Consider the following 19,020-nt stretch of genomic DNA (forward strand, 5'->3'; position numbering starts at 1 on the left):
GATTTGACGTATTAATTAAATGGATTTAACGTAATCATACACAGAAAGTAGCGCTTCATCAAGTTTTGAAGCATCTTTTGCACCCGCCATCGCCATATCTGGACGACCGCCACCTTTACCGCCACAAGCTTCCGCAACCATTTTCACAATATTTCCTGCATGGTAATTGCCACCAACTAAATCTTTCGTAACACCTGCACATAACATAACTTTATCGCCATCAACAGCACCTAATACGACAACGGCTTTCGTCATTTTACCTTTTAAGTCATCCATCATTTGACGCAATTGGTTGTTGTCTTTTGCTTCCACTTTAGTTGAAAGTACTGTTACATCACCAAAAGTTTGTGCTGCATCTACGATAGCGCCTGCTTGAGCATTCGCAATTTTTTGTGACAATCCTTCATTTTCACGTTGTAATTCTTTGTAATCTGCTTGTAATGCATGGACTTTTGTCACAATATCTTTCGGATTTGCTTTTAAAAGTGTTGCTGCATCATTTAATAGCGCCTCTTCTTCTTTGACTGCCTCATATGCCACTTTACCAGTTACAGCCTCTATACGACGAGTTCCTGCACCGATACCACCTTCTGAAACAATTTTAAAGAAGCCTATTTCAGAAGAACGTTTTACATGGATACCACCGCAAAGTTCGATTGAATAATCACCAATAGATACTACGCGAACGATATCTCCGTATTTCTCACCGAATAATGCCATTGCGCCCATTGCTCTAGCTTCATCTATTGCTTTTTCTTGAATCACGACTTCAATATCTTCCCACACTTTTTCATTAACGATACGCTCAATTTGTTGTAATTCTTCTTTTGTTACTTGACCGAAGTGAGAGAAGTCAAAACGCAAACGATCTGGACCAACATATGAGCCTGCTTGGTTCACATGATCACCTAATATATCTTTTAATGCACGTTGCATAATGTGCGTTGCTGTATGGTTTTTAATGATTAGATTACGTTCCTCACGATTAACAACCGCTTTTACCGCATCTTCAACATGCATTTCGCCTGATTCCACAAGAACCGTGTGTAACGGTTGTCCATTTGGTGCTTTTTGAACATCCTTAACGATTGCTGTAAAGCCATCATTTGCAATTACACCGCTATCTGCAATTTGTCCACCCATTTCAGCATAGAATGGTGTTTTTGCTAATACAACTAACGCTTCTTGACCTTCTGAAGCTACTTTAGTTACTTGTCCATTAACAATCATCGCTGCAATTTCAGTTTCAACCGATAATGTATCATACCCAACAAATTCACTTGCTACTGTTAAGTTTGCTAGAACTTCATTTTGTACTTGCATTGAATCAACATCCTGGCGAGCAGCACGCGCACGCTCACGTTGCTCGTTCATTGCAACTTCAAATCCTTCGTGATCTACCTTCATGCCTACTTCTTCCGCATATTCTTCTGTTAATTCAATTGGGAAGCCATACGTGTCATAGAGACGGAATGCATCTGCTCCAGGGATATAATCATGGCCTGCTGCTTTTTGAGCTTCCACAACCTCGTTAAAGATTGCAAGACCGCCATCTAATGTTTCATGGAAACGAATTTCCTCGTTTTTAATAACACGTTGGATAAATTCGCATTTCTCCGTAACTTCTGGGTAGAAATCAACCATAATTTCGCCAACTGTCGGTACTAATTCAAACATGAACGGTTTTTCAATACCGATTTGCTTAGCATAGCGCACTGCACGGCGCAGTAAACGACGCAATACGTAACCACGGCCTTCATTAGAAGGAAGTGCACCATCACCGATAGCGAATGCTACAGTACGGATATGGTCTGCAATCACCTTGAAAGGCGTATTAATATCTTCTTCTGAGCCGAAGATTTCGCTTAACGCAACTTCACCTGGACGTTTGTATTTTCGATTTGCAAACTGTTCAATTTTTTCAATGATTGGCATGAATAAATCAGTATCAAAGTTCGTCGGAACATTTTGTACAACCGAAACAATACGTTCTAGACCCATTCCAGTATCAATATTTTGCTTTGGTAATGGTGTATAAGTACCGTCTGGATTGTGGTTAAATTGAGAGAACACTAAGTTCCAAACTTCTAAATAGCGCTCGTTTTCACCGCCAGGATACATTTCTGGATCATTTTGATCTGAACCATATTCTTCTCCTCGGTCATAGAAAATTTCTGAGTTTGGACCAGATGGACCTTCACCAATATCCCAGAAGTTTCCTTCTAATCGAATTAAGCGCTCTTCAGGAATACCAATTTCGTTATGCCAAACATCATATGCTTCTTGGTCTTCTGGATGTATTGTAATCGATAAAAGTTCAGGGTCAAAGCCCATCCACTTTTTGTCCGTTAAAAATTCCCATGCATAATGAATTGCTTCTTTTTTGAAGTAATCGCCAATAGAAAAGTTCCCTAGCATTTCAAAAAATGTATGGTGACGTGCAGTCTTCCCTACATTTTCTATATCGTTCGTACGAATTGATTTTTGTGCATTTGTAATACGTGGATTGTCAGGAATAATACGACCGTCAAAATAAGGTTTTAATGTTGCAACACCTGAGTTAATCCAAAGTAATGAAGGGTCATTAATTGGCACAAGTGGTGCTGATGGTTCATGATGATGTCCTTTTTCTTTAAAGAATTCTAAATACAAACGGCGAATTTCTGCTGCTTTCATATGAAAAGTTCCTCCTCTAATTGTGTAAAAATTACGATATGAATCCGCTTGTACGCATAAAAAAGCCCTCATCCCAAAAAGGGACGAGGACTTTGTGAATTGTCTCGCGGTACCACCCTAGTTGTAAGCATATTATACATACTTACCTCTTTAGCACTTGTAACGTAAGTGAACGGCAGGGATTAGCTGCACTCTGGAGTAGCTTTCGGCACTTGTTGACGTGAGGATTTTTTCAGCCTAGAAATCCCTTTCTTCACACGCACAAATACGTACTTTTTCCATCATCGTTTTTTCTATTTTCTAACGCACATTATAAAAAAATTATGTTCTTCTGTCAATCATTGCATTTCTATTTTATACAAAATTATCGAATTCTTCAAACATAAATCGTTTCTTTAAAGCTATCTTTTTAAGAAATTTTCTACTCTTTGCATAAATGACTCGCGATTATAAGTTTGGTAGAGCAAGCCCGATAAGCGAACCGGATCTCCAAAGAAGTATCGCTCATAAAGTGTTTGCCTTGTGCCAAAAGTACTCATCGTTAAATCCCACGCTAAGCGAAATTTTTTTACACGGTCCTCTCCACCATCTCTAAATGACTGTAAATAATGCTCTAAGTCCCCATTATCTGCGGCAAATGCTTTTTCACTTGGAATAGACATTAATCCACTTGCACCAAGCAATTGGATTATTTCCGTAAAGGTTGGATAGACTTTGGGGAAAACTTGAATGGCAACTTGCAATGTTGGTAAATCTGGTCTTATAAAGCCAAAAACATCCCTTTTTGCTTCTATTTCTGACTTAAGTAATAAAGCCTTCATTGTTTCTAGCGTTACAATAATGTCAACTACTTTTTGTTGCACATGCTGATAACTACCGATATTAATCGTATCAACAATTGATTGTACAACGCCTAAAACAAATTCAGTTTTAGCAATTTGTCGAGACAATACTTGATGTAAAGAATATGCTTGGAAACCACTAACATTCATGAAACTATTCGCAACTTCTGTGTTTTCATAATAAAATACGCGATCCCACGGTACTACGACATCGTCAAATACAACAATTGCATCCATTTCCTCAAATCGAGCGCTTAATGGATAATCAAACGTGGATTCACCGCCAACAAAAGACTGTCTACATAAAAATTTCAAACCTTTTGTATTACTAGGTATGGAGAAACCAAATCCCTTTTCCTCATCAAAACCATTTGTTGATAGCACAAGGAGCTCATCAGTAATGCCCCCCTGTGTTGCAAGCAATCTTGCACCTTTAATGACCAAACCTTCGTTCGTCTTCCCTACAATTTTAGCAGCAATGATGACCTCATCATCTTCATACTGATAACTAGAACGGTTTACTTGAGGCTCAATAAATGTATGTGTCATCGTTAAATCATTTTCACGTGCATATTCATAAAAATTCAGCAGATGATCCGGAAAACAATTCGGCTTATCTTTTAAGTATTCGGCTGCTGAAGCCAATGCCATTAAAGTAGTGTTCATATAATCAGGACTTCTTCCCATAAATCCATGATTAGATAAAGCCCACTCTCGAGCAGCTTGACGTCTTTTCACCAAATCTTCGTCCTTTGTCACTTGTAGATAAGACATCCCGACCCGCTGGTTACTTGTAGGTGACACATAAGTCATACTATCATGTAAATTTTCATCATGCTGCAAATCAAAAAGTTTAGCTTGACTTTGTATAACGCCTTTAAAGGCCGGATGTTCTGAAACATTTCCCGTAACGACTTCCCCATCTATCGATATATATGTTTGCAATGCGTCAATGCGTTTAATATATTGCTGGCCTGTTATTGCTGGCATACATTCACCCCTAATATGGACCTATGTTTTTAATTCTCATGTATTATATGAGCTATTAGGCTGAATCGTTCCTCGCCTCTTATTCACCGAACTGTGCTATTTTTGTTTGCACACAAAAAATTTAATCGAGTAATTCCTTACAAAACAAACCCGCATCTTCATGGAAGGTGCGGGTTTGTTTTGTATAATCGAAGAAGGCAATTAAGAGCCATCCTCTGTTATTGTGCATACGGTGAGACCATTTTTTTGAACTGTGTGAAGGACGTTTGTTGATCGCTGTATAAGCGTTTAATTTGGTAAACATCATCATACGGATTGTTGTAGCCAGGCTTAGTTGAAAAGGCCATTGCAAATCCTGCTTCTTTTACTGCATAAATTGTATTGGTAGTATATTGACCAAATGGATACGCAAATGCTTTTGCCCCAGGAATTATTGTTAAACTGCGCTTTAAATCTTGTACAACTTCATGATATGGAATTAGCAACATTTTCCCTTTATTTCCGATCATATCATGTAAATTGTATGTGTGAGACTCATACGTAAAGACATCTTGCATGAGCTCCATATCTTGTCTTGAAAGTGCTTGTAAATCATTATAATTAAATAGTTGCTCTGCAGGAGAATATTCATTTCGATACGTAATTAAAAATTGCGTTGCTTGAAAACCATGTTTTTTTAATATTGGATAAGCATATTCTCTTGTGGATAATAAGCCATCATCAAATGTTAGGACGATCGAATAAGCGGGTAATGTAATTTCATTACGCATAAAACGTAATAAATCATCAGCACTAACCGTTTCAAATTTTTTATCTTTCAAATACTTCATTTCATTAGCGAATTGAGTATCTGTCATTGTAGTACTTACATTTTTAAAGCGTCCAAGCTCATTCACTTTCAATAAATGGTGGTACATCATAACAGGAACACCACGATCTATAGCTACCTTAGAACTGTGAATATAGCCTTCACGTCCACCAATTATCGTTACATACCAATTGGCTTCTTTTCGTAAAATAGGATAACGTCGATTAGTATCAAGCTTTGCAAATGGCAATAGTTTGTTAGTTGTTCGATCATAAATCTCACTATTCCCTGATATCGGAATAAAATATTGATTTATTACTGCATTATCCTTACCACCATTTTTATAAGTTGGCGTATTCACAAACTTCACTTTCGATTTTTCAGCATAGACAAACGTTTTGCCCCAACGAACTTGAACATAGGTTTCATCACCCACACCTGCCACTTCCAATTGCTGACCTTTTAAAAGCGTCGCGATAGACATGGGCTGTTCTCTACGAAGGTCATAAAGCACTGTATTTTCTAATGCTTCAATATAGCCATTTTGCTTACTTGGCGGTGTTGGTGTTGGAGTTGGTGTTGGCTTTCCAATCGGCTTCGTTGATGTATCCGTTGTCTCTTGTCCTTTTTCTTCCGTAACAAAATTACTATGTACATAACCAAGTCGTCCGTTCACAGCAATACCGTACCAACTGCCCATTCTACTATAAATGGGGAAACGAACACCTTCCGACAATGTTGCAAATTGCACTAACTTATTGCTTGTATTATCATAAATAGGCGTTACCTTCGTTGCTACAATATAATCTTTTATTTTCGCAACTGAAGGAACAGTATTTTTATATGTTGTGGATGGAACAACGGTTGTGTAACGTTTATCGACATAACCGTAGCTACCACCCCAACGAATTTGCCACCAATTTGCCCCATAATCTTTTGTCACTTCAAAGGTTTGCCCTCCGGATAATGTTCCTACTTGTTCAAGTGAGCCTGAACGATTATCAAAGACAGTTGCTTCCTCATTCACTAGAATAACGACATTACTGGCATGTACCTTCTGTGCGAACGGTAATAACAGCAAAAATAGAAGCAATAACACGATGCGTTTCACTTTCTTCACCTCATAAAACATATTTTCAATTTTTATTCCTCCATAAAATCATATGGAGAAATGCCATCCATTCCAATCATTGGATGTATATATGGTACCGTTTCTACTGTTAGCTGTAGAACAGTCACAGGTTCTTCTTGTCGGCCTTCTCCCGCAATTGTCTCCTCTGTTGTCTCCTTCACTTCAATAACCTCATTGGAAGATGCATCCATTGGGTTAAGTCGTGCTCGCAGAGACGTAAACCGTTGTAAATCGTCTGTACGCTGTAAGCCATTAGCTAGCACATCTGGCTCACCACATAAAATTAAGAAATTTTTCGCTCGCGTAATTCCAGTATATAGCAAATTACGACGTAGCATTTTAGAATAGCCACGAACTACTGGCATAATCACCGTTTGAAACTCTGAGCCTTGGGATTTATGGATGGAACAACAATATGCAAGCGTTAACTGATTAAGATCGCTCCGTTGGTAAGTTACTTCAATACCATCAAATGACACGACAAGCAAATCCTGCTTTTCAATCGTTTCCTTTGCTTTAATAATACTAATGACTTCCCCCATATCTCCGTTAAACACATTGCTCTCTGGCTGGTTTACAAGCTGTAGTACCTTGTCTTTAATACGATACGTTACATCACCAAAGATAAGTTCTTTTCTTGAGCCTGTATCATTCGGGTTGACAAGGTCTTGAATCATTTTATTTAAATTATCGATTCCAGCAGGCCCTTTATACATCGGCGCTAACACTTGAATATTACGTATTTCTTGACCTTTCGATACAGCACTTTTTACAACTTGCGTTACGACGTTTGCCACTTGATCTGGTGATGCTTTAATAAATGATCGATCAGACGTTTTCATCGTCAAATCATTAGGAATTGTACCTCGCTTAATTTGATGGGCAAGTTCAATAATCGTTGAGCCTTCTGCCTGACGATAAACATCAGTCAGTTCCACAGTCGGAATTTGTCGCGAGGCAAGTAAATCTTTGAGTACTTGTCCTGGGCCTACTGGTGGTAACTGATCCTGGTCACCTACAAAAACAACTTGAACATCCTCATGTAAAGATTTTAATAATTGATGGGCAAGCCATGTATCAACCATCGACATTTCATCGACAATTATAAGTTTTCCAGTAACTTCTCGCTCGGTTTCTTCTTCCTTCTCCTGACCTGTAAAACCTAGCAAACGGTGAATTGTCATAGCAGGTAGCTCTGTGGACTCTGATAATCGTTTAGCAGCACGTCCTGTTGGAGCACATAAAATAATAGGAAATGGCTCTTCTTTTTGTGCATATTCCTTAGGATTTAATGAAAGACCGTGAAGCTTTGCATATACTTCTACAATACCTCTGACAACAGTCGTTTTTCCTGTACCAGGACCACCCGTCAAAATCATCACAGCTGAATTAAGAGCCTGTTCAATGGCAAACGCTTGTGTTTCTGCATAGGTGACGTTTAAAAAAGCTTCCGTATCTCCGATGGCCTTGCGAATTTCATCTTTACTAAAATGCTTAGCCTGACTATTTCGTTCAGTTAACGCGATAATTTTTGACGCAATTCCAATCTCAGAAAAATATAAGGATGGCAAATAAAGTCTTGTTTCTTCCCCATATATTTTATTTTCCTCACGCATATCAATACAAGCCTTAGAGATTGCTTCATACGGGATTTCTTGGCGTTGACTTTGCTCGAGCATTTCTTTCACTTGTGGCAAAACGTGCTCCGCATCTAAAAATACATGGCCGTCTGATAATGCAGCTGTATTTAGGGTATGTAAAATCGCAGCCTTAATACGGTCAGGATGATTACCAGTTATGCCTAATTTTGCACCAAGCTCATCTGCTCGAAAAAAGCCGACACCATCCACATCTTCAATGAGTCGATAAGGATTTTCAGTCAAAAAATCAATCGTTTCTGTACGATACGTTTGATAAATTTTCATTCCGAGCTGCGGACCAAATCCCCATTCATTCAATTGAATCATGACACGCTCTAATCCAAGATTTTGCTCAATTGTTCGATGGATGACTTCCTTTTTTTCAGCCGATAATCGAGGTACAACATCGAGCACATTTGGATCTTCTAATATAAGACGGATCGTATTTGCACCAAGCTTTTCAACAATTGTTTCAGCAGTTTTCTTCCCTATACCAACAAATAAGTCACTTGATAAGTAATGAACAATTCCTTGCTCAGTTGCGGGCACTTCCTTTGTAAACGTCTCAACTTGAAATTGTACACCATATTTTGGATGTTGTCTCATACTTCCTGTAAAACGATATTGTTCGTCCATTTGCAATTGCGGGAAATAACCAACTACAATAATTTCCTTATCGTCATATTGCAAATTTGTTTCTTGGATTTTCACACGTACAATAGAATACATATTTTGAGTATTATGGAAAATAGATACAATAGGACGTCCGAGAATAAATAGCTTATTCAACTCAAATAAATCTAGATTTTCTGTCATTATCGATTCGTCCCCTTCTCGTTTATTTCAATTTTATTATTTTACCACAGCACGTTAAGAAAAATCGTTTTAACTAGAAAAACCTAAAAATTTTTAACATTATTTTGACAAATGACGAATTACGGCTCATTTATCTCTAACCATGCTATGATAGATACAATGAACTTGTTGTTTGGAAGGATTGTGGAGCTATTGGAATTTAGACCTTGCATCGATTTACATGATGGCAAAGTAAAACAAATTGTTGGAAGTACACTTGGACATACAGATCAAGAAGTTATCGAAAATTTCATTTCAGATTATGATTCTAGCTATTATGCTAACATGTTTGCGGAGGATCAATTAGTAGGTGGTCATGTCATCATGCTTGGCAGTGGAAATGAACAAGCCGCAATAGCAGCATTAGCAGCATATCCAGAAGGCCTACAAGTCGGAGGTGGCATTACTGCAGAAAACGCAAAAAAGTACATAGATGCGGGTGCCTCGCATGTTATCGTGACATCCTATATCTTTCATGATGGAAAACTCGACATTAATCGCTTAGAGCAATTAGTTCATACCATTGGGAAAAAACATCTCGTAATTGATCTAAGCTGCAGAATGCGCGATAACAAATGGTTTGTAGTAACTGATAAATGGACCAAGTTTAGTGATTTTGAAGTGAATGCAAAGACTATTGCCTATATTGAGGCATTTTGTGATGAATTACTGATTCACGCTGTCGATGTTGAAGGAAAAAAAGGCGGTATGCAAGAGAGTTTGGTACGGGATTTAGCTGCTTGGACCTCCATTCCAACAACCTATGCTGGCGGAGTTCGTTCTTTAGAAGACTTAGAGAAGTTCAAAGCCATTTCAAACGGTAAGCTTCATGTCACAATTGGTAGCTCACTTTCTATTTTTGGTGGAGATTTACCTTATACCGAAGTTGTGAATTATTGTAAAAAAGGAGGGGTACTGTGAAACTAATATATAATGATTTTGTTTTTCCATTTGAAGAAACAAATTTAGAACGTATTATTGATAGAAAATATTTCAAGGTCAATACGTTGGATGATTCGTTATCATTACAGATTCAACTTGATAACGAACAAATGTTACTTGAATTTTCTAAATCATTAAAAGCAACTTGTGGCTTCCTACGTGATCAAGAAACCGAGCCATATATCGGTACTTATATTGACTTACAACTATTCGTTGACGAGTTCAATAAGCGTTACAATTTAGATGCTAAAGTTATCGTTTAAAATAATAAGAACATAGACAAAATACTTCGAGGGCTTCACCTTTCGAAGTATTTTTCTTTTTATAAACTGATAGTCTCCTTCAAAAACAAAGACACAATAATTAATTGTAGCAGTGCCTGTGGAATAGGAGTGCTTGGAACGAGAAGCAACGCTGTTCTACAGTGACTTACATGCATTATTTTGTAGAGCACAAATTTCTATTTTCACCTTCTTTTTGTTAAGCTTGAAAGAAGGCATACTAATTTTGTTGCCCTATCATCCGATAAGGAGCTCAACTTGCATCCTATCACGGATAGAACGATTTTTTCAGAAGAAAGGATTTATTTTATGATGAAAAACGAACTCGAAGCTACAACTTTAAAAACTTTCCAAACAGAGCTTACCCGCTTTTTCCTAGCATATAAATTTGCATTAAATGAAGTTGAAACGAAAATCAATATTTTACAAGAAGAATTTAAGCTTATTCATGAATATAATCCAATTGAACATGTCTCCACCCGAGTGAAATCACCAAAAAGCATATTATTGAAGATGACGAAAAAAGAGCTAAAACCCGCCATTGATAGTATTCGCGACAACATTCGTGATATAGCTGGCGTCCGTATTACGTGCTCTTTTGTAGAAGATATTTACAAAGTAAGTGCGATGCTTCAAGCACAAAATGATATTGAAGTCGTCGATGTAAAAGATTATATTGCTTATCCAAAAGAAAATGGCTACCAAAGCCTACACCTTATTATTAAAATCCCAATCTTTATGTCCGATCGAATGGAAAAAGTATATACTGAAATTCAAATTCGTACGATTGCAATGGATTTTTGGGCAAGTCTCGAACATAAAATTTATTATAAATATAATAAAGAAGTACCTGCACACATTCGTAACGAACTTAAAGATGCGGCATTACAAGCTGCAGAATTAGATCGTAAAATGGAACGGCTCAATAAAGAAATAAATATATTAAAGGAAAATGAAGCAGAATCTTCACTTTTAGATACCACACCGGTTGCACATTTAGCGCAATACTTATCACAACTCACATTTGACAGTAAAGATAGTAAATAATTGACCGAAAGATGGCGGCGACTCCTGCAGGAACGCACGCAGCATAAGATGTGGGCATTCCGCGCGTTAGCGAAGGTTGCGGCTTACGGTGTGCCCCCGGAAAGCGTCCGCAGTAGCGGACAACAACGGTCACAGAAAAAAAGTGTTAGATTGATTACAGTCAATCTAACACTTTTTCACTTTTGTCCCAACCTCTTTAGTTAAATCGTTGGGCAATCATATCGTAAATATAGCGCGCTTGGTCATATTCTGGTTGAATCGTAAATGCCTGCTTCAAATGATACATTGCATCCTCTGTTTGTTCAGTAGATACCGCATACAGAACACCTAAATTATAATGAGCATCTGCATTATTCCAATCTTGCTCGATTATATAATCTAATTCCTTCTTACCTTCTTCGAACATTTCTAATGCACATAGCACGATAGCATACGCAAGTCGAATTTGTGTATCTTCAGGCGCAATCTCTGCCGCACGTTGTAAATATGGCAATGCAAGCTTTGGATTTTCCATTCGTTCAAAGCATTTCCCCATCATATAATAAACATCTGCACCTGCAATTTTATGCTGTACCGCATGCTCATAAAGTTTTAATGCTTCTGCATAGCGTTCCGCATTATAATATAAATTGGCTAAGCCATAATATGCAGTAGCTGCCGTTTCGTCTACAGTAATTGCCTTTTGAAAAAAGCGTTCTGCTCGTTCTGCATCTTCTAGTACAGCCAATAAATTCCCAAAATTCACATAGCCAATTGCATTATCAGGCTCTGCTTCAATTGCTTGGGTAAATAGTTGTGCAGCATCCTCATAACGTTTTTCTTGGAATGCTAGTATGCCCTGCTCGTTAAAATCCAAATCATTTCACCTCTATGTAGCGAAAAGGCTGCAAATCCTATCGCTTTTTCGTTTACACTGAGTGACTACATATACTCAATGCATTTCTTATTTCCTAAGAAACTCAACTGAAATAAGTATGTTTTGCAGCCCTTTTGCAAGTTATCCAACATATGTTAGTTTTTCATTACTTTTAAAGACTTCATCAATTGTACCGCCACCTAAGCAAACTTCACCGTCATATAAAACAACAGCCTGTCCGGGTGTAATAGCACGTACTGGTTCAGCAAACTCAATGTGCGCGCGACCATCTTCTAAAATTTCTACCTCAACAGGTGTGTCTGTTTGACGGTAGCGGAATTTCGCAGTACAAGAAAATTTCCCGGGCAATTTTTTTGTCGAAGTATAGCCCATTTTCACAGCTGTCAGTGAAGTTGAGTATAAAGCATCGTGGTCGAACCCTTGGCCGACAAGTAACACATTGCGCGCTAAATCTTTTCCAAGTACGAACCAAGGCTCACCGTCTCCACCTATACCAAGACCATGACGTTGGCCTAATGTATAATACATTAAACCATCATGTTGCCCCATAACTACGCCATCCATCGTTTCCATTTTGCCTGGTTGAGCCGGCAAGTATTGACTTAAAAACTCTTTAAAGTTACGCTCTCCAATAAAACAAATCCCAGTCGAATCCTTTTTCTTGGCTGTAGCAAGACCTGCTTCTTCTGCAATTTTACGCACTTCTTTTTTCTCGATATCTCCTATTGGGAACATTACATGCGCTAGTTGCTCTTGCGATAATTGATTAAGGAAATAAGTTTGATCCTTATTATCATCAACACCACGAAGCATACGTACTTCGCCATCACCGCTGCGATCAATGCGTGCATAATGTCCTGTTGCCAAGTAATCTGCACCAAGATTCATTGCATGTTCTAGGAATGCTTTAAATTTAATTTCTTTATTGCACATTACATCAGGGTTAGGTGTGCGTCCCGCTTTATATTCTTCTAAAAAGTATGTGAACACTTTATCCCAATATTGCTTTTCAAAATTCACCGCATAATAGGGAATGCCAATTTGATTACATACTTTAATTACATCTTCGTAGTCTTCTGTTGCTGTACAAACGCCATTTTCGTCTGTATCATCCCAGTTTTTCATAAAAATACCAATTACTTCGTACCCTTGTTGCTTTAGCATATATGCAGCAACCGAAGAGTCTACCCCACCTGACATGCCGACGACGACACGAATTTCCGATGGGTCACGTGTTTCGATCATTGTGGTCACCTTTTCTTTTATTCAATTCATATAAACCGAACTCTAAGGCTTTGCAAATATTAATTCGGTTTAAATTGATAGTAATTAACAAATTATTTTGCCAGCTTTTTCACAATCGCTGCTGTTCTTTCTGCCGCTTGGCGGACAGCTTCTTCTGTTAGACCTTGGCCAAAGCTAAAGCGAATAGAGTTTCGTAACTCCTCTGCTCCTTTGCCATACATAGCAACTAACACATGCGAAGGATCAATTGTACCAGCTGTACATGCAGAACCACTGGATGCACAAATACCAGCCATATCAAGATTCACTAAAAATGACTCTACCTCCATATTAGCAAAGCTGACATTTAATACGTGCGGTAGGACATTAAGTGTATCGCCATTGACATGAAATACTAGTTTTTCATGTGTAAAAACCTCAAGCATAATTTGTTTAAAGCGATTGTACAGTGTTCGCTTACTTTCGCGCAACTGACTTGCATTTTCAGCAGCAGTAGCAAAGCCTATAACAGCTGGTATATTTTCAGTACCAGCACGACGTTTTTTTTCCTGGTCACCGCCTAACGCATAGCTAGCAAGTGGTGTACCAGATTTCTGATAAAGGAAGCCAATCCCTTTTGGCCCATTAATCTTATGCGCAGACACACTTAATAAATCAACCTGCAAAGCTGCTACATCAATTGTCTCTAAACCATAAGCCTGAACAGCATCTGTATGGAACGACGCTTTATGCTCACGTAACAACTCACCTATTTCAGCAATTGGCTGGATTGAACCCACTTCATTATTGCCGTACATAATTGTTACAAGAATCGTATCGTCACGTAACGCCTCTTGTACCGCTTCGACAGTTATGCGTCCATGCGCATCAACTGGTAAATACGTCACCTCAAAGCCATCTCGTTCTAGCTTCTCACAAGTATGTAACACCGCATGATGTTCGATTTGAGTTGTAATAATGTGCTTGCCTTCAGCAGCTCGCGCAGTAACTGTTCCAATAATTGCCATATTATCCGCTTCCGTACCGCCACTTGTTAAAATAATTTCCCCTGGCTTCGCACCTATCGATTGTGCTAGGACATCACGTGCATTATCTAAATGTTTGCGCGCCTCTCGTCCAACTCCGTGAATACTTGATGCATTTCCAAATACATCACGCATCGCTATAGTCATCGCGTCTATTACCTTGTCATTCATCGGGGATGTTGCCGCATGATCAAGATAGATATATGAATTCATGTTGAAAACTCCTTTATACGAAAACACTAAAGCACTATTCATTCCCAAGTGGTAAAAACCTAACAGCGCTTATACCTTTGGAGGTGCTTTAGCCTAGAAATATTAAATATAGAACATATAGCCGTCTGTTGCATTTTCCTCTGTATACTGTGCTAAATCTTCAATAGTCGTTGTATCTAATACATTTTTCACAGCATCACGGATTCGTAACCATAGTTCGCGTTGAGGTGCTTCCTCATTTTCGATACCCTCTACAGGCTGAATCGGTCCTTCTAATACACTAATTACATTCGCTGCTGAGATCTCACTTGGTGGGTTTGCAAGCATGTAACCTCCATAAGCTCCGCGGACACTTTTTACCAAACCTGAATTGCGCAATGGCGATACGAGTTGCTCTAAGTACGCTTCAGAAAGCTCCTTTTCAGCAGCAATTTTGCGTAATGGAATTGGCCCTTCACCATAATGCTTTGCCAATTCAATCATAATCGTGAGACCGTAACGGCCCTTTGTAGAAATTTTCATTTTATCACCCTCAATTAGTCTAGTCAAAATACTACCAACAGTATATCATAATCTCCTCTTGAAGAACTCGGAAATACTCTTGGAAGGTTATGATATACTATGAATTAGAACAAACGTACGAAAGGGGATATTCTTTTGCATAATGAACCACTTGCATATCGGATGCGCCCATTAACGCTGGATGAAATCATTGGTCAACAAGATTTTGTCGGTCCTGATACTGCTCTATACAAAATGATTCAAAATGGGCATGTTCCTTCCATGTTATTATACGGAGAGCCAGGCATAGGTAAAACATCAATAGCAAATGCCATCGCAGGAAGCTCTAAACTACCCTTTTTCGCACTTAATGCGACTCGTGCTGGGAAAAAAGACGTTGAAGATATAGTACAAGAAGCAAGAATTTCTGGGAAAGTTATACTGTTTCTAGATGAAATACATCGTTTCAATAAATTACAGCAGGATACATTACTACCACATGTGGAAAATGGCTCTATTGTTTTAATAGGTGCGACAACTGAAAATCCGTATCATGATGTAAACCCTGCTATTCGCTCACGTTGCGGAGAAATTCATCAGTTAAAAAAATTAACAACAGCCAATTTAGTAGTACTTATTCAAAAGGCACTTACTGATGACAAACGTGGACTAGGAAAATATCATTTTGCACTGACAGATCCACAAGTTGAACAAATCGCTACAGCTGCAAATGGAGATGCACGCAAGGCACTAACATTGCTCGAGTCGATTTATTATGCAAGTGATGAAGTGAACGGACAAACAATAGCTTCTGACCATATTCTAGAACATCTTATTGGCAGAATTGGCGTGTACGGGGATAAAAATGGCTCACACTTTTATAACTTGCTATCAGCATTACAAAAATCGGTACGTGGGAGCGATACGAATGCGGCATTGTATTATTTAGCACATTTACTTGAAACAGCTGATTTGGTCGCAGTTAGTCGCCGTTTACTCGTTATGGCGTATGAAGATATTGGTCTTGCCAACCCACAAGTAGGAGCACACATGCTTGCAGCTGTTCAGGCAGCAGAACGTTTAGGATTACCTGAAGCACGGATTCCACTAGCAAGTGCTGTAATTGAAATGTGCCTTGCTTCAAAATCAAATTCTGCAATAGCTGCTATTGATGCAGCGATTGCAAGTATCCATGCAGGTAAAACGGGCGATATTCCGCACCATTTACGCGATGCACATTATGAAGGGGCCAAAGATTTAGGCCATGTTGGGTATCAATATCCGCATAACAGCCCTATCGGTACTTTTGGTGGCTGGGTAGATCAACAATATTTACCGGACGAGCTTGTCGGTACAGAATTTTATAAACCAGTTATTGCAGGTGAAGAGAAACGGATGGCAAGTATTTACGATAAACTTAAATCATTCCGTCACAAGTAAAGTGCCAGGCACTCAAACAATTTACCATGCCTTTAAAAGAACGCACGCAACGTAAGCCGCAACAGACCGCGCGCCAGCGGCTTACAACTTGTGCTGCGCGGAAAGCGTAGTGGAGTGCCAGGCACATAAACAATTTCATTTTCACTCCCTCACAAAAATGAAAAACCATTGTCGTTATACTGTTCGACAATGGTAATAATTCATTTCTTATTAATTAATGGATTCCTTCTCAACAAACAATTTAAATTGCTGTAAACATTGCTTGACGTCACCTTTTTGGGCAAGTACTTCTTCTCTTAAAGCAGCTACCTGATCACTATCTTCTACTACATCACCATATAGGGTGATAATAGCAGTTAATAGCTCCTCATTCTCTTCCTGCTCAATACTTGGTAAAGAATGGGCGGCAATTGCTAATAAACGTGTTACTTTTTCAGGTGTTTTTTGTAGCTCATTTGAAGAATAATAGATAGATGCTGCTAAAAAATAACAAAGCTTGGCACTACAATCTATAAACAAGTGCCAATATGTATTGGCTTTTGGTAGTTCACCTGCTCTAGCAACTAAATATTCCTTATAAAATGTTGTAGCTTGTGTATATAAAGGCGTTAAAGCTCTCATGGCTTTTGTGTAATTATTAGACGTATCTAAATAATCAAATACAATACTATTCATTTTCTCTTGAAGTTTTACGATATCTAAATGTTCACGAATTACTTGTATTTCCATTTTCCCACTCTCCCATGTTCTCATTTGTTTTAGCAAACGCCATTTCCACTTCCCCTAAGTAGATTTGAACATTCCAAACAAGCTGACCTATTATCTCTATATATTGGAATTATTCAAATTATAGCAATAAACCAAAAGAAGAAGTGAGTACATGAAAAAAATAAGGCAATTTCGTGAATTATTAGCATTTTGTGTACGTAAAATTAATTATTTTGGTAAAATTAAACTCTTTGTATATAGTAATCAAACAAAAATTGTTCCTTTTCTTGATCAATGATTTCGACGATGCTACCGTTTGCATATTTTTTAATTCTTTGTTTTGGACTATAAAAATACGCATTATTCGTAATTAGCCATTGGCTTAACGTCAGCTCTGTCGCTGGTTGCTGTTCAGTTAAAATTCGTTTATGTCGAAGTATATCCGCCATTTTATAAAAGCCATCTGATAATTCATAAGCAGATACATCAAAATTAAAAACAGGTGTCACAACCTGTCCAACATCAAAAATATGTATCGTCTTTCTGTCCTCATCAATCGCTAATTCCACTGTGCTAATTTCATCGAATAGATTCAATCCTCTATATTCCATTTGATAAATTTGCTCCATTATTAATGAATGCCCCCTCTTTTATAACAGCCCTATTGTAACATAGAAAAAGTGAACGACTGTTGCATAAGTAACATAAGGGAGCATTTTTAGTCATTTCTCCTACTGATTTTCTTGTCATAAAAGAAAAGAATCTACAAGTCATCTATGAAAAAGTAAGCATGTGCAGGCACAAACTCACAACTTCTCCAAGGAAAACTTTGCAGATTCTTCTTTTAATTAACATAAGAACATGTTCAATTTCAATGTGCTAGTTACTGCTAAACACAAGAAAAATGACTAGCCTTGTACTCGAGTAATTTTCACATCTTCTACAATTTTATTGACTACCCAACTTGCTGCTATTAAACCTGCAACAGAAGGGACAAATGCGTTAGAAGATGGTGGCATTTTCGCCTTGCGGATAGCAGCATCTGGTTTCCCCACATGCTCTACGACATCTGGACGTACGACAATCGGGCTTTCATCAGAGAATACAACTGTTACCCCTTTATGAATACCATCTTTTCGTAATTTTGTACGAATAACTTTTGCTAATGGATCTGTATGCGTTTTCGAAATATCTGCAATTTTGAAGCGGGTTGGGTCCATTTTATTGGCAGCACCCATACTTGAAATAATTGGGATGTTACGTTTTAAGCACTCTTTCATAATGTGAATTTTATAGATCACAGTATCGCTCGCGTCAATAACATAATCGATTCCTTGTGCAAAAAATCCCTCATATGTTTCTTCTGTATAAAACATATGCATATCAATTACTTCACATTCTGGATTAATATCAGCAATACGCTCTTTCATAACACCAGATTTGGATTTTCCTACAGTTGAAAGATACGCTACTAATTGACGGTTAACGTTCGTAATATCTACATTATCCTTATCAACTAAAATAATGCGACCAATACCACTACGAGCACATGCCTCTGCAGCAAATGAGCCAACGCCACCTACACCTAGAATGGCTACTGTTGTATTTTTTAATTTTTCGAGTCCCTCAGTACCTATCGCGAGCTCGTTACGAGAAAATTGATGTAACATCCTTACACTCTCCATCTATCTAATTTTTATTAGTAAACCTAGTTATATACTAAGATAAAATCAAACCTATATTACATTCTATCATGATATTGTTCAAGTGGAAATTCTCAAAAAGAACTCACACAGTC

15 protein-coding genes and 1 other annotated feature are annotated in these 19,020 nt (G+C 38.1%); of the genes, 4 read left to right on the forward strand and 11 right to left on the reverse strand.

What is annotated here, in order from left to right; translation table 11 throughout:
* Positions 1-15 precede the first annotated feature (15 nt).
* The 4 genes from alaS to recD2 form a co-directional block, all read right to left on the reverse strand.
* Positions 16-2,676, reverse strand: a complete 2,661-nt coding sequence (gene alaS / locus ACIP9C_RS05805) for an alanine--tRNA ligase (protein WP_401009216.1) — start codon at positions 2,674-2,676, stop codon at positions 16-18.
* A gap of 76 nt (positions 2,677-2,752) precedes the next feature.
* Positions 2,753-2,970: a binding site (T-box leader), on the reverse strand.
* A 107-nt stretch (positions 2,971-3,077) separates the two neighbouring features.
* Positions 3,078-4,508 carry a 4-hydroxyphenylacetate 3-monooxygenase, oxygenase component gene (gene hpaB, locus ACIP9C_RS05810; protein ID WP_401009218.1) on the reverse strand — a complete coding sequence of 477 codons (1,431 nt, stop codon included), beginning with the start codon at positions 4,506-4,508 and terminating at the stop codon, positions 3,078-3,080.
* Positions 4,509-4,726: 218 nt separating this feature from the next.
* Positions 4,727-6,427 (reverse strand): polysaccharide deacetylase family protein, encoded by a 1,701-nt coding sequence (locus ACIP9C_RS05815; protein ID WP_401009219.1) that lies wholly within the window; start codon positions 6,425-6,427, stop codon positions 4,727-4,729.
* A 32-nt stretch (positions 6,428-6,459) separates the two neighbouring features.
* Positions 6,460-8,904 carry an SF1B family DNA helicase RecD2 gene (gene recD2, locus ACIP9C_RS05820; protein WP_401009220.1) on the reverse strand — a complete coding sequence of 815 codons (2,445 nt, stop codon included), beginning with the start codon at positions 8,902-8,904 and terminating at the stop codon, positions 6,460-6,462.
* Positions 8,905-9,096: 192 nt separating this feature from the next.
* Here recD2 and hisA point away from each other — a divergent pair, with 192 nt between their 5' ends.
* The 3 genes from hisA (at position 9,097) to ACIP9C_RS05835 (ending at position 11,213) form a co-directional block, all read left to right on the forward strand.
* Positions 9,097-9,864 (forward strand): phosphoribosylformimino-5-aminoimidazole carboxamide ribotide isomerase, encoded by a 768-nt coding sequence (gene hisA, locus ACIP9C_RS05825; RefSeq protein WP_401009221.1) that lies wholly within the window; start codon positions 9,097-9,099, stop codon positions 9,862-9,864.
* Complete coding sequence (locus ACIP9C_RS05830) at positions 9,861-10,148, forward strand: hypothetical protein (RefSeq protein WP_401009222.1); 288 nt, start codon at positions 9,861-9,863, stop codon at positions 10,146-10,148. The genes hisA and ACIP9C_RS05830 overlap by 4 nt, the downstream gene beginning before the upstream one ends.
* Positions 10,149-10,478: 330 nt before the next feature.
* Positions 10,479-11,213, forward strand: a complete 735-nt coding sequence (locus ACIP9C_RS05835; RefSeq protein ID WP_401009857.1) for a GTP pyrophosphokinase — start codon at positions 10,479-10,481, stop codon at positions 11,211-11,213.
* Between the two features lie 196 nt (positions 11,214-11,409).
* Here ACIP9C_RS05835 and ACIP9C_RS05840 read toward each other — a convergent pair whose 3' ends face one another.
* The 4 genes from ACIP9C_RS05840 to cymR all read right to left on the reverse strand — a co-directional run bounded on the left by ACIP9C_RS05840 (position 11,410) and on the right by cymR (position 15,095).
* Positions 11,410-12,069: a tetratricopeptide repeat protein gene (locus ACIP9C_RS05840; RefSeq protein WP_401009223.1), complete on the reverse strand. Its 660-nt coding sequence runs from the start codon at positions 12,067-12,069 to the stop codon at positions 11,410-11,412.
* A 141-nt stretch (positions 12,070-12,210) separates the two neighbouring features.
* Positions 12,211-13,335 (reverse strand): tRNA 2-thiouridine(34) synthase MnmA, encoded by a 1,125-nt coding sequence (gene mnmA, locus ACIP9C_RS05845; RefSeq protein ID WP_401009224.1) that lies wholly within the window; start codon positions 13,333-13,335, stop codon positions 12,211-12,213.
* Between the two features lie 92 nt (positions 13,336-13,427).
* Entirely contained in the window at positions 13,428-14,573 is a 1,146-nt protein-coding gene (locus ACIP9C_RS05850; RefSeq protein ID WP_401009225.1) for a cysteine desulfurase family protein, read from the reverse strand.
* A gap of 102 nt (positions 14,574-14,675) precedes the next feature.
* Positions 14,676-15,095: a cysteine metabolism transcriptional regulator CymR gene (gene cymR / locus ACIP9C_RS05855; protein ID WP_340823491.1), complete on the reverse strand. Its 420-nt coding sequence runs from the start codon at positions 15,093-15,095 to the stop codon at positions 14,676-14,678.
* Between the two features lie 135 nt (positions 15,096-15,230).
* Here cymR and ACIP9C_RS05860 point away from each other — a divergent pair, with 135 nt between their 5' ends.
* On the forward strand, positions 15,231-16,514 hold the full coding sequence (locus tag ACIP9C_RS05860) for a replication-associated recombination protein A (protein ID WP_401009226.1): 1,284 nt from the start codon (positions 15,231-15,233) through the stop codon (positions 16,512-16,514).
* A 210-nt stretch (positions 16,515-16,724) separates the two neighbouring features.
* Here ACIP9C_RS05860 and ACIP9C_RS05865 read toward each other — a convergent pair whose 3' ends face one another.
* The 3 genes from ACIP9C_RS05865 to ACIP9C_RS05875 form a co-directional block, all read right to left on the reverse strand.
* Entirely contained in the window at positions 16,725-17,243 is a 519-nt protein-coding gene (locus tag ACIP9C_RS05865; protein ID WP_401009227.1) for a hypothetical protein, read from the reverse strand.
* A gap of 221 nt (positions 17,244-17,464) precedes the next feature.
* A complete protein-coding gene (locus ACIP9C_RS05870; RefSeq protein WP_401009228.1) occupies positions 17,465-17,851 on the reverse strand; it encodes a hypothetical protein in 387 nt (128 codons plus the stop codon).
* 279 nt (positions 17,852-18,130) lie between these two features.
* A complete protein-coding gene (locus ACIP9C_RS05875) occupies positions 18,131-18,892 on the reverse strand; it encodes a tRNA threonylcarbamoyladenosine dehydratase (RefSeq protein WP_401009229.1) in 762 nt (253 codons plus the stop codon).
* Between the last annotated feature and the right edge of the window lie 128 nt (positions 18,893-19,020).

The organism is Lysinibacillus sp. NPDC093210 (assembly GCF_044753985.1).
Classification (GTDB): Bacteria; Bacillota; Bacilli; order Bacillales_A; family Planococcaceae; genus Lysinibacillus.